The organism is Gordonia amicalis (genome assembly GCF_022059885.1).
In the GTDB taxonomy this organism is placed as follows: Bacteria; Actinomycetota; Actinomycetes; order Mycobacteriales; family Mycobacteriaceae; genus Gordonia; species Gordonia amicalis.
This window is the reverse complement of record NZ_CP091855.1, coordinates 4,251,711-4,263,221: the sequence shown is the minus strand read 5'-3', so window position 1 is coordinate 4,263,221 and position 11,511 is coordinate 4,251,711. Positions and strand designations below refer to the sequence as shown.

Sequence of the window (11,511 nt, the reverse complement as noted above, 5' to 3'; positions counted from 1 at the left end):
CGGGGCGTCGCGAGGGAAGTTCGATCAGGCGTCAGGCGACGCGGTATCCCTTGTAGTCGGGGAGCGAGGCCACCCGATCGAGGATCGGTTTGATGTTGGTACCGGTCTCCGGGCCGAAGCAGCCGAGGAAGTAGTAGGCGTTCACCATGCCGACGAGGCGGTCGCCGACGACGACCGGGCTACCGGAGTCGCCCTCGATCACGCACAGCTGGCTCAGATGGACGTCGCCGTCGGAGAACCAGGCGATGCCGCAGGTGTTGCCGGTGGTGCGGCCTTCCTTGCAGGCAATGGTGGGGAAGCCGATCGGCCGGGTGTCGACCGATCGGATCGTCACGCCACGCACGGTCCGGAGCGGCACCACGCGCGAGGCGTCCATCTCGATGATCGCCATGTCGAGGTCGGAGGCCGAGTAGGTGATGGTGCCGGCCTGTCCACGGTCCTGGAAGGTCTCCGAATAGACCTTCTGGCCCGGGTTGCCACAGTGGCCCGCGGTGATGCCGATCAGTTTGCCGGTCTTCGAGCGGCCGATCGTCGTCAAGGTGCAGGCCGCAGCCGAGTTCCCACCTTTGAGAACCAGGATTCCTGAGCCGCCCCCGAGGAAGATCTTCGCCGGGGCCGCGACCGCGACGCCCGCTCCCCAGCCGGCCAGCACCGTCGCAGCCAAAACCGCCAACAGTGCCGTCAGCTTCTTCGTCATCCGCTCTCCACTTCTGATTTCGCAAATGCGCCGAAACGCCTGCCGCAACTCGTCGCGGCAGGCGGTCAAACACACCGTACCGGGAGCCACCGTCGTTCGCGCCCGCGTGGGATCGACCCGCGGTCGGTTTGCAACCCTTCCGTGATGCAGGCAACAGCGTGTCGTAATGCCCGTCACACTCTACCCAGCCGCACGGAGGCGACTGCTCTATTGGGGTAGACCGCCTGTTCTGAGCCATCGTCCAGACCTTTAAGCTGTGGTACGGAGAGTCTCCGACGCTCCGTCCCGCCAAAGGTGAGAAATCGCACCTGCCCCGAACCTGGAGAAAAGACTGTGAGCTCTGCTGGCCGCCCGGTTGTACTCATCGCCGACAAACTGGCGCCGTCCACCGTGGAAGCACTCGGTGACGGTGTCGAGGTGCGGTGGGTCGACGGCCCGGACCGTCCCAAGCTGCTCGAGGCCGTCGTCGACGCCGACGCCATCCTCGTGCGTTCCGCGACGACTGTCGACGCCGAGGTCCTGGACGCCGGCAAGAAGCTGAAGATCATCGCGCGCGCCGGTGTCGGTCTGGACAACGTCGACGTCCCCGCCGCCACCGCTCGCGGTGTCATGGTCGTCAACGCGCCGACCTCCAACATCCACACCGCTGCCGAGCACGCGATCGCGCTGCTGATGTCGGCGTCGCGCCAGATCCCGGCCGCTGACGCCACCCTGCGTGAGAAGACCTGGAAGCGTTCGGCGTTCAACGGTGTCGAGATCTTCGACAAGACCGTCGGCGTCGTCGGTCTCGGACGCATCGGCCAACTGGTCGCCGCACGCCTGGCCGCCTTCGAGACCCACGTCATCGCGTATGACCCCTACGTCTCCCCGGCCCGCGCCGCTCAGCTCGGCATCGAGCTGGTCAGCCTCGACGAGCTCCTCGAGCGCGCCGACTTCATCACCGTGCACCTGCCGAAGACCCCGGAGACCCTCGGCCTCATCGGCGCCGAGCAGCTCGCCCGCACCAAGAAGGGTGTCGTCATCGTCAACGCCGCCCGCGGTGGCCTGATCGACGAGCAGGCACTGGCCGACGCCATCAACTCCGGTCAGGTCCGCGCCGCCGGCCTCGACGTCTTCGCCACCGAGCCCTGCACCGACTCGCCCCTGTTCGACCTCCCGCAGGTCGTCGTGACCCCGCACCTCGGTGCGTCCACCAGCGAGGCTCAGGATCGCGCGGGCACCGACGTCGCCAAGAGCGTGCGTCTCGCCCTGGCCGGTCACTTCGTGCCCGACGCCGTCAACATCACCGGCGGCGCGATCGACGAAGAGGTCGCACCGTGGCTCGAAGTCGCCCGCAAGGCCGGTGTCCTCGTCGGCGCCATCAGCAAGGAGCCGCCGACCTCGCTGGTCATCGACGTCCGCGGCGAACTGGCCGCCAAGAACGTCGAGGTGCTCGGACTCTCTGCTCTGCGCGGTCTGTTCTCGGCCGTCCTCGACGAGCCGGTCACCTTCGTCAACGCCCCGGCCGTCGCCGAGAGCCGCGGCGTCACCAGTGAGGTGACCACCGCTCCGGAGAGCCCGAACCACCGCAGCGTCGTCGACGTCAAGGCCGTCTTCGCCGACGGTTCGATCCACAACGTCTCCGGCACGCTCACCGAACCGCGTCTCGTCGAGAAGATCGTCAACATCAACGGACGCAACTTCGACCTCCGCGCCGAGGGCCACAACCTGATCGTGAGCTACGCCGACCGTCCCGGTTCGCTCGGCAAGATCGGCACCCTGCTCGGCGATGCCGGCGTCGACATCCTCGCGGCAGGCCTGTCGCAGGACGTCGAGGGTGGAGGCGCCACCATGATGCTGCGCGTGAGCAGCGTCTTGGCCGACGAGGTCGTCGAGGCCATCGGTGCGGCCGTGGGCGCCACGCTGATCGTCCAGGTGGATCTGTCGTGAAGCTCGCCGTCATCGCCGGCGACGGCATCGGCCCCGAGGTCATCGGGGAGGCGCTCGGCGTCCTCGAAGCGGTCGTCCCGTCGGTGAGCACCACCGAGTTCGATCTCGGCGCTCGCCGCTACCACCGTAACGGTGAACTCCTCACCGAGGCCGACCTCGAGTCGCTGCGTCGTCACGACGCAATCCTGTTGGGAGCCATCGGCGATCCGTCGGTGCCGCCCGGAATCCTCGAACGCGGTCTCTTGCTCACCATGCGCTTCGCACTGGACCACCATGTGAACCTGCGTCCGTCGCGCCGGTTCCCGGGTGTGTCCTCGCCGCTGGCGGGCGACCCCGAGATCGACTTCGTCGTGGTCCGTGAGGGCACCGAGGGGCCCTACACCGGCAACGGCGGTGCGATCCGCGTCGGCACCCCGCACGAGGTGGCGACGGAGGTCAGCGTCAACACCCGCTTCGGCGTAGAACGTGTGGTGCGCAACGCGTTCCAGCGCGCGCAGCAGCGTCGTAAGAAGCTCACCCTGGTCCACAAGACCAACGTGCTCGGCTTCGCCGGATCGTTGTGGAGCCGCGCGGTCGAGGAGATCGGCGCAGAATTCCCCGACGTCACCACCGATTACTGCCACGTGGACGCGGCGACCATCTACCTGGTCACCGATCCGGGCCGCTTCGACGTGATCGTCACCGACAACCTGTTCGGCGACATCATCACCGACATCGCGGCTGCCGTCAGCGGTGGCATCGGACTCGCGGCGTCGGGCAACATCGATGCCACCGGCGCGAATCCGTCGATGTTCGAACCGGTTCACGGCTCGGCACCCGACATCGCCGGCCAGGGCAAGGCCGATCCGACCGCGGCGATCCTGTCGACGGCGCTGCTTCTCCAGCATCTCGGCGAGGACGACGCCGCGGCACGGATCGAGAAGGCCGTTGCCGATGACCTTGCCGAACGCAGCGGACCGGTGAACACCAGCGAGGTCGGCAAGCGCATCCGCCAACGGCTCAGCTGAGACGTTTGGCGGATCGCCACAGCTCCACCGGATACGGATCATCCCACCACCCGACTCGGGTGGTGGGATGATCTGTTTCCGCTGGGTTTGCGGGGCGGATCAGACCTCGGCCAGTTCCTCGACCTGCAGGTCCTGATCGTTGGGGACCAGGGGGGCGGCGACCAGCGGCGCGAGCGCGGTGACCGCGAATGCCGCCGGGAAACCGGCAGCGGCGATCAGCGCACCCAGTACGGGCGTGGTCGCGGCGGTGACCAGGAACTGGCCGGTGTTCTGTACCGCGAGTCCGCGCCCGCTCCAGTCGGGACCCGCGAACTCGGCGATGGCGGTGAACGCCAGCCCGTTGTCGGCCACCGAGATGATGCTCGCCACCGCCATCAGTGCGGGGGCGACCGGGCTGTCGAACCAATCCGCCAGTGCGAGAGCGCACATCGAAGCGACCCCGGTCACGGCGATGATGCGAACGGGGCGCATCCGTGACAACCACGCGTCCGACCATCGGCCCGCGGCGATCCGGCCGAACGCGCCGATCACCTGGGTCACGGTGATCAGCAGGCCCGCTGCGGCCGGTGACCAGTCGTGCGCGACGATCAGCCAGGTGGGCACGAAGGTCCACATCATCGACTGCGGGATGACGAGCAGCATGCTGACGGCGTGGACGCGCGCGAGGAACGAATTGCCGCGGTACGGGTTTGGACTGGTGGCCGGAACATCGCCGGTTCCGCTCGGGGCCGCACGCCGCGGCGGGTCGCTGATCCCGACGAGCACGGCCAGCAGCCCCGCGGCCGTGATCACGGCCGGGATCGCCAGTGCCGCAGCGGGTCCCTGAGTCGCGGCGACGACCGGCATCGTCAGTGCGCACACGCCGATGCCCAGGGGTTGCGCCATCTGGCGGATGCCCATCGCGGTGCCACGTTGATGAGCGGGGAACCAGCCCACCACGATTCGGCCGCTGGCCCCGTTGGCGGCACCGGAGCCGATCCCGCCCACCAGGAGAGCCGCACCGACGACGACATACGACGCGTCGGCGGCTGCGGCCACGGCCGCTCCGGTGGCGCCGGCCAGCGAGATCGACAGGGAGATCGTCAGGATCCGGCGTTCGCCATAGCGGTCCAGCAGGATTCCCCACAGGATGGTGGCGGTGGTGAGGCCGATCGTGGGGATCGCGGCCAGGGTAGACGCCTCGGTCAGGGTGAGTCCGGCGTCGGTGTGCAGTGAGGGGATCAGATATGCGATGCCGCTGACGACGCAGGTGGTGGTCAGTGCGGCGAGAAGTGAACTACCGAGGATGACCCACCGTCTGGTGTCGGAAATGACTCTGGCGTCATCCATGGAACTCACCTCTCCCGTTGCACACGTGAACTCGCCTCTATCGAATCTCAGAATATGGAACAAACTGTTCACATTCTAAAACTGCTGGCCGGGTCCGCCAACTCGGCTCCCAACGGATGGGATCGGTCGGTGCGATAGGGTCTGGACATGCGCTTAGGTCGAATTGCGAGTCCCGACGGAGTGGCTTTCGTGTCCGTCGAAGGGGAGGGCGACGACGCCGTCGCCAAGGAGATCGCCGAGCATCCGTTCGGCACCCCGACGTTCACGGGACGTTCCTGGAAAATGGCCGACGTCCGTGTGCTGGCCCCGATCCTGGCCAGCAAGGTGATCTGCATCGGCAAGAACTACGCCGCCCACGCGGCCGAGATGGGTGGTGAGGCGCCCGCGGACCCGGTGATCTTCATCAAGCCGAACACCTCGATCATCGGACCCGAGGTCCCGATCGTGCGTCCGCCGTCGTCGGAACGCGTGGACTACGAAGGTGAGCTCGCCGTCGTCATCGGCCGGCCCTGCAAGGATGTCAAGGCCGCACAGGCCAAGGACGTCATCCTCGGCTACACGATCGCCAACGACGTGACCGCCCGGGATCAGCAGAAGATCGATGGACAGTGGACGCGCGGGAAGAGCTACGACACCTTCTGTCCGCTCGGTCCCTGGATCGAGACCTCCTTCGACCCTTCCGACGTCGAACTCGTCACCGAACTCGACGGTGAGGTCAAGCAGCGGACGCGGACCTCGTTGATGCTGCACGACATCGGCGAGATCGTCGAGTGGATCACACGGATCATGACCCTGCTCCCCGGCGACGTGATTCTCACGGGCACGCCCGAGGGAGTGGGACCAATGGTTGCCGGACAGCGGGTCTCGGTGACCGTCAACGGAATCGGCACGCTCTCCAACCCGGTGGTGGACAAGGCATGACAGCTCCCAATACGGCACGCGTCAACGGCATCGACATCTCCTACAGCGTGGCCGGGAGCGGCCCGCTGGTCGTGATGGTCATGGGCACGGGCAGTCCCGGCCGCGTGTGGAAGGCCAATCAGGAACCGGCACTGGTGAAGGCCGGCCACACCGTCGTCACGTTCGACAACCGTGGCATCGCCCCGTCGTCGGAATGTCCCGAGGGTTTCGGCCTGGATGACATGGTCGCCGACACCGCCGCGCTGATCGAACATCTCGGCCGTGGTCCGGCGATCGTCGTGGGCACCTCACTGGGCGCCCGGATCACCCAGGAACTCGCCCTGGCGCGGCCCGACGTCGTCAAGGCCGCTGTTCTGATCGCCACCTACGGCCGCAACACGCCTCTGCAGGAAGCGATCTCGGCCGGTGAGCGTGCGCTCTACGACAACAAGATCAAGCTGCCGCTGGAGTACGAGGCCGCGATCACGGCTCATCTGAACCTGTCGCCGCACACGCTCGACGACGACCGCTCCGCACGGGACTGGCTCGACATCATCGGGTTCTCGCCGCAGACGGTGACCCCGGGGGTGCGCGCTCAGCTCGAGCTCCACAACAAGGAGTCGGACCGCCTCGCGGCGTATCGCAACATCACGCGCCCGACACTCGTCGTCGGGTTCGCCGACGATCGCACGTTGCCGCCCCACCTCGCGCGTGAGGTGGCCGAGGCGATCCCGGGTGCGGAGTACGTACAGATCGAACGTGCCGGGCATTTCGGCTATCTCGAACAACCGGCCGAGGTGAACCGCGTCCTGGTCGACTTCTGCGGGCGTTTCCGGGACTGAACGCGCCGGTCAGGGCTCGACGGGGTTTCGATACCCTGACGGTCATGACCAGTAGTGAAGCCGTACGAGTCCGATTCTGTCCGTCACCGACCGGTACACCCCATGTCGGACTCGTACGGACCGCGCTGTTCAACTTCGCCCAGGCGCGTCATGACGGTGGAACCTTCGTGTTCCGCATCGAGGACACCGACTCCTCCCGTGACAGCGAGGAGTCCTACCTGGCCATCCTCGATGCCCTGCGGTGGCTCGGAATGGACTGGGACGAGGGACCCGAGGTCGGTGGACCCTACGGTCCCTACCGTCAGTCGGAGCGTCGTGACATCCACGCCGGCGTCGTCGCACGCCTTCTCGAGGCGGGGGAGGCCTACGAGGCCTTCTCCACCCCCGAGGAGGTCGAGGCGCGTCACAAGGCGGCCGGACGTGATCCCAAGTTGGGCTACGACAACTTCGATCGCGACCTCACCGACGAACAGCGCGCGGCCTACCGCGCCGAAGGTCGCAAACCGGTTGTGCGCCTGCGGATGCCGGACACCGATCTCTCCTGGGACGACCTGGTCCGCGGTACGACGACGATCAAGGCGGGCACCGTTCCGGACTTCGCGCTGACGCGTGCGTCGGGCGACCCGCTGTACACCCTGGTCAATCCCGTGGACGACGCCATGATGAAGATCACCCACGTGCTGCGTGGCGAAGATCTCCTCTCGTCGACGCCGCGTCAGCTCGCGCTGTACGAGGCACTCATCCGCATCGGTGTCGCAGAGTTCGTCCCGGAGTTCGGCCATCTCCCGTTCGTGATGGGCGAGGGCAATAAGAAGCTGTCCAAGCGCGACCCGCAGTCGAACCTCTTCCATCACCGCGACCGTGGATTCATCCCGGAAGGCCTGCTCAACTACCTCGCGCTGCTCGGCTGGGGCTACTCCAGCGACACCGATGTCTTCTCACTCGACGAGATGATCGCCGCTTTCGATGTGCGGCAGGTGAACTCGAATCCGGCGCGCTTCGATCAGAAGAAGGCCGACGCGATCAACGCCGAGCACATCCGCCGGCTCGAGACCGATGACTTCACTGCGCGCCTCAAGGAGTTCCTGATCGGTCACGGACACCTGTCGGAGCCGGTCGACGATGTGAGATTCGCCGCACTCGCCGAACTCGTGCAGACGCGCATCCAGGTACTCGCCGACGCCTGGGACCTCATCAAGTTCGTCTACGTGTCCGACGACGAGTTCACGATCGACGAGAAGGCCGCGAGCAAGAACCTGGGAGCCGACGCAGTGGCCGTTCTCGACGCCGCCATCGCCGCCATCGAGCCGTTGACGTCCTGGACCACCCAGGAGCTGCAGGACGCCCTCAACGCGGCTCTGGTCGACGGTATGGAGCTCAAGCCACGTAAGGCGTTCGGTCCGGTGCGCGTCGCCGTCACCGGTTCGCAGGTGAGTCCGCCGCTCTTCGAGTCGATGGAGATCCTCGGTCGCGACAAGACCCTCGCCCGTCTGGCCGCGGCTCGTGAGATCGCTGCGAAATAGGCCTCTGAACTGCACGTTTGTGGACTTCCGGTAACCCTTTGCTATTGTCTTTCTCGGCACTTTTCCTCAGGGAAAAGGGAAGTCCGTGGGGTATGGTGTAATTGGCAACACAGCTGATTCTGGTTCAGCCATTCTAGGTTCGAGTCCTGGTACCCCAGCGAACTGAATGAGTTCGAGACCGTGCTAGGGTCTTGATCGCAACAAAGTTCCAAGGCCCCGTCGTCTAGCGGCCTAGGACGCCGCCCTCTCAAGGCGGTAGCGCGGGTTCGAATCCCGTCGGGGCTACAGAAACACCCTCCCTCTGCATCGCAGCGGGAGGGTGTTTTTCTTTGTGGTGCAGACGATCTCGCCCGTGTTGCGATGATCACATCGCGACACGGGCGAGGGGGATCCGCCTATCGGGTGGGCGGATTCACAGGAACTGGGCGGTGCTTCCCGACGCCGGCATCTCCGGGATACCGAGTTTGCGGTGATCCCACGAACGGGTGCGTGTGGGCACCAGACGGACGGCCACACGCTTGTGCATCATCTGCTCGACGAAGGGGCGCGATTCCTCGGTGTAGGGCGCCGTGTAGCGCTCCCAGACGCTGATCCCGACCTTCAGGCAGGAGTCGGGGTCGTCGAGGATCTCGGCGGTCCCCTCGAAGCTCACGCCCCGCAGCGTGTCGTAGGTGTCGCCGTCCTCGATCATCACCGTGCAGCGGTTGTTGCGGCGGAGGTTGACCGCCTTCTGCGACTTCGACTTCGTCTCGAACCAGATCTCGCCGTCGATGACCCCGTACCACATGGCGACGAGGTGGATGCCACCGTCGGGGCCCGTGGTGGCGAGGGTGGCCGTGCGGCTGCGCGCGACGAATTCCTCGATCTCGGCGTCGGACATGACGATCTGGTTGCGTTGGTTGACTCCCATGTGACGAAGCTATCCGACCCGTCCGCTGCGCGGAACGGTCACGCCGGGAACGCCTGCGGCGGCGGGTCAGGCGCGGGAGGTCTGCAGCCGCTTGTGGATCGCATCGGCGGCGGCGAGGAGATCGGCGGCCCAGCGGGCGCCCGGCCGACGGCCCATGCGGTCGATGGGGCCGGAGACCGAGATCGCGGCGACGACGTCACCGTTGCCGTCGCGCACGGGCGCCGAGACGCTCGCCACGCCCGCCGCGCGCTCGCCGGCACTCTGGGCCCAGCCGCGGCGTCGGATCTCGTGCAGGGCTCGCTCGCTGAACACGCTGTCGTGCAGCAGCGCGCGCTGCGTCGCCGGGTCGGCCCAGGCGAGCAGGACCTTGGCTGCGGAGCCGGCGCTCATCGGGAACCGTGTTCCGACGGGCACGGTGTCGCGCAGGCCGGTAGGCGGTTCCATCGCGGCCACGCACACGCGTTCGGCACCTTCGCGGCGGTAGACCTGGACGGATTCGCCGGTGATGTCACGGAGTCGGGGAAGGACCATCAACGCGGACTCGGTCACGGGATCATGGGCGGAGGCGGCGAGTTCGCCCAGTGCCGGCCCCGGTTGCCAGCGTCCGGTGATGTCTCGTGCGAGGAAGCGATGGGTCTCGAGGCCGACCGCGAGCCGGTGTGCGGTGGCGCGCGGGAGTCCGGTGCGCCCACACAACTCCGAGAGATTGCACGGGGCCTCGGCGATGGCGTGGAGTACCGCCACGGATTTGTCGAGTACGCCGATTCCGCTGCTGACCGCGGATGCGCTATCCTGTCCCATAGGACGATACTAGCTGTCCAAATAGTGAGATGCACGTTTCAGCGCGAGCTGAGCGCGCACCGTCCGCCGAACCCGAGAAGATATCGAGTGCAGCCATGAGCAACAGCCCAGCCCAGCCGCTAACTCTTGCCGAGAAGGTCTGGCGCGACCACGTTGTCGTGCCCGGTGAGGCCGATGCGTCCGGAAACAACAATCCGGACCTGATCTACATCGACCTGCATCTCGTCCACGAGGTCACCAGTCCGCAGGCCTTCGACGGCCTCCGACTGGCGGGTCGCCCCGTGCGACGCCCCGACCTGACGATCGCCACCGAGGATCACAACGTCCCGACGGTCGACATCGACAAGCCGATCGCCGATCCGGTGTCGCGCACGCAGGTCGAGACCCTTCGCAAGAACTGCGAGGAGTTCGGTATCCGGCTGCACCCGATGGGAGACGCCGAACAGGGCATCGTGCACGTGGTCGGTCCGCAGCTGGGTCTGACCCAGCCCGGAATGACCGTGGTGTGCGGTGACAGCCACACGGCCACCCACGGTGCTTTCGGTGCGATCGCCATGGGGATCGGCACCAGCGAGGTGGAGCACGTCCTCGCGACGCAGACCCTTTCGCTGCGCCCGTTCAAGACGATGGCGATCAACGTCGACGGCCGCCTGCCCCCCGGCGTCACGGCCAAGGATCTGATCCTGGCGATCATCGCGAAGATCGGCACCGGCGGTGGACAGGGCTACGTCCTCGAGTACCGCGGCGAGGCGATCCGCAACCTGTCGATGGAAGCGCGGATGACCGTGTGCAACATGTCGATCGAAGCGGGCGCCCGCGCCGGCATGATCGCTCCCGACGAGGTCACCTACGAGTTCCTCAAGGGTCGTCCGCACGCTCCGAAGGGTGCCGAATGGGATGCGGCTGTTGAGTATTGGGACAGCCTGCGCACCGACGACGACGCCGTCTTCGACGCCGAGGTCCACATCGACGCCGGCGAGTTGACCCCGTTCGTCACCTGGGGGACCAACCCGGGGCAGGGTGCGCCGTTGGGAGCGACCGTCCCGGACCCCGCCGACTTCGGTGACGAGGTCGCATCGAGCGCCGCGTCGAAGGCCCTCGAGTACATGGATCTCCAGCCGGGTACGCCGTTGCGTGACATCAAGGTCGACACGGTGTTCGTCGGATCGTGCACCAACGGTCGCATCGAGGACCTGCGCGCGGTCGCCGACATCCTCAAGGGCCGCAAGATCGCCGACGGCATGCGGATGCTCATCGTGCCCGGTTCGATGCGCGTGCGCGCCCAGGCCGAGGAAGAGGGCCTCGGGGAGGTCTTCCTGAACGCCGGCGCCGAATGGCGACAGGCCGGATGCTCGATGTGTCTGGGGATGAACCCGGATCAGCTTGCGCCCGGTGAGCGGTGCGCCTCGACGTCGAACCGCAATTTCGAAGGGCGGCAGGGCAAGGGCGGACGCACCCACCTGGTGTCACCGGCCGTCGCGGCCGCCACCGCGATCCGCGGGACGCTGTCCGCTCCGGCCGATCTCGGTTGAGTAACCCCCAGACCACATTCCAGACAACTTCCGAACAGGGA

General features: G+C 66.7%; 10 protein-coding genes and 2 tRNA genes. 8 read left to right on the top strand and 4 right to left on the bottom strand.

Annotation, left to right across the window (positions count from 1 at the left end; all coding sequences use genetic code 11):
• Positions 1 to 31: 31 nt before the first annotated feature.
• The gene (locus IHQ52_RS19600; RefSeq protein WP_006434784.1) at positions 32 to 697 is read right to left on the bottom strand and encodes a chymotrypsin family serine protease; all 666 of its coding nucleotides are present in this window, start codon (positions 695 to 697) and stop codon (positions 32 to 34) included.
• A 333-nt stretch (positions 698 to 1,030) separates the two neighbouring features.
• Between IHQ52_RS19600 and serA the strand changes: the two genes are divergently transcribed.
• Together serA and IHQ52_RS19590 are read left to right on the top strand one after the other, a co-directional pair.
• Positions 1,031 to 2,626, top strand: coding sequence for a phosphoglycerate dehydrogenase (gene serA, locus IHQ52_RS19595; protein WP_006434785.1), 1,596 nt, complete (start codon positions 1,031 to 1,033; stop codon positions 2,624 to 2,626).
• A complete protein-coding gene (locus IHQ52_RS19590) occupies positions 2,623 to 3,633 on the top strand; it encodes a 3-isopropylmalate dehydrogenase (protein ID WP_006434786.1) in 1,011 nt (336 codons plus the stop codon). The genes serA and IHQ52_RS19590 overlap by 4 nt, the downstream gene beginning before the upstream one ends.
• 99 nt (positions 3,634 to 3,732) lie before the next feature.
• Here the strand turns inward: IHQ52_RS19590 and IHQ52_RS19585 are convergent, their stop codons facing one another.
• A complete protein-coding gene (locus IHQ52_RS19585) occupies positions 3,733 to 4,962 on the bottom strand; it encodes an MFS transporter (protein ID WP_006434787.1) in 1,230 nt (409 codons plus the stop codon).
• 147 nt (positions 4,963 to 5,109) lie between these two features.
• Here IHQ52_RS19585 and IHQ52_RS19580 point away from each other — a divergent pair, with 147 nt between their 5' ends.
• From IHQ52_RS19580 to IHQ52_RS19560, 5 genes are all read left to right on the top strand, one after another.
• Positions 5,110 to 5,883, top strand: a complete 774-nt coding sequence (locus IHQ52_RS19580; RefSeq protein ID WP_006434788.1) for a fumarylacetoacetate hydrolase family protein — start codon at positions 5,110 to 5,112, stop codon at positions 5,881 to 5,883.
• Complete coding sequence (locus IHQ52_RS19575) at positions 5,880 to 6,704, top strand: alpha/beta fold hydrolase (RefSeq protein WP_006434789.1); 825 nt, start codon at positions 5,880 to 5,882, stop codon at positions 6,702 to 6,704. The genes IHQ52_RS19580 and IHQ52_RS19575 overlap by 4 nt, the downstream gene beginning before the upstream one ends.
• 44 nt (positions 6,705 to 6,748) lie before the next feature.
• Positions 6,749 to 8,227 carry a glutamate--tRNA ligase gene (gene gltX / locus IHQ52_RS19570; protein WP_006434790.1) on the top strand — a complete coding sequence of 493 codons (1,479 nt, stop codon included), beginning with the start codon at positions 6,749 to 6,751 and terminating at the stop codon, positions 8,225 to 8,227.
• 86 nt (positions 8,228 to 8,313) lie between these two features.
• Positions 8,314 to 8,385 (top strand) — tRNA-Gln (locus IHQ52_RS19565).
• A 54-nt stretch (positions 8,386 to 8,439) separates the two neighbouring features.
• Positions 8,440 to 8,512, top strand: a tRNA-Glu gene (locus IHQ52_RS19560).
• 127 nt (positions 8,513 to 8,639) lie between these two features.
• Here IHQ52_RS19560 and IHQ52_RS19555 read toward each other — a convergent pair.
• Positions 8,640 to 9,137 carry a PPOX class F420-dependent oxidoreductase gene (locus IHQ52_RS19555; protein WP_024500520.1) on the bottom strand — a complete coding sequence of 166 codons (498 nt, stop codon included), beginning with the start codon at positions 9,135 to 9,137 and terminating at the stop codon, positions 8,640 to 8,642.
• A gap of 66 nt (positions 9,138 to 9,203) precedes the next feature.
• Positions 9,204 to 9,938 carry an IclR family transcriptional regulator gene (locus tag IHQ52_RS19550; RefSeq protein ID WP_006434791.1) on the bottom strand — a complete coding sequence of 245 codons (735 nt, stop codon included), beginning with the start codon at positions 9,936 to 9,938 and terminating at the stop codon, positions 9,204 to 9,206.
• Positions 9,939 to 10,033: 95 nt separating this feature from the next.
• Here IHQ52_RS19550 and leuC point away from each other — a divergent pair, with 95 nt between their 5' ends.
• Positions 10,034 to 11,470, top strand: coding sequence for a 3-isopropylmalate dehydratase large subunit (gene leuC, locus IHQ52_RS19545; protein WP_096274211.1), 1,437 nt, complete (start codon positions 10,034 to 10,036; stop codon positions 11,468 to 11,470).
• Positions 11,471 to 11,511: the final 41 nt, after the last annotated feature.

Excerpts from the sequence above, each read along its gene's own strand:
- IHQ52_RS19600 (WP_006434784.1), bottom strand. The coding sequence starts at position 697 with ATGACGAAGAAGCTGACGGCACTGTTGGCGGTTTTGGCTGCGACGGTG.
- IHQ52_RS19585 (WP_006434787.1), bottom strand. The coding sequence starts at position 4,962 with ATGGATGACGCCAGAGTCATTTCCGACACCAGACGGTGGGTCATCCTC.
- IHQ52_RS19580 (WP_006434788.1), top strand. The coding sequence starts at position 5,110 with ATGCGCTTAGGTCGAATTGCGAGTCCCGACGGAGTGGCTTTCGTGTCC.
- IHQ52_RS19575 (WP_006434789.1), top strand. The coding sequence starts at position 5,880 with ATGACAGCTCCCAATACGGCACGCGTCAACGGCATCGACATCTCCTAC.
- gltX (WP_006434790.1), top strand. The coding sequence starts at position 6,749 with ATGACCAGTAGTGAAGCCGTACGAGTCCGATTCTGTCCGTCACCGACC.
- IHQ52_RS19555 (WP_024500520.1), bottom strand. The coding sequence starts at position 9,137 with ATGGGAGTCAACCAACGCAACCAGATCGTCATGTCCGACGCCGAGATC.
- IHQ52_RS19550 (WP_006434791.1), bottom strand. The coding sequence starts at position 9,938 with ATGGGACAGGATAGCGCATCCGCGGTCAGCAGCGGAATCGGCGTACTC.
- leuC (WP_096274211.1), top strand. The coding sequence starts at position 10,034 with ATGAGCAACAGCCCAGCCCAGCCGCTAACTCTTGCCGAGAAGGTCTGG.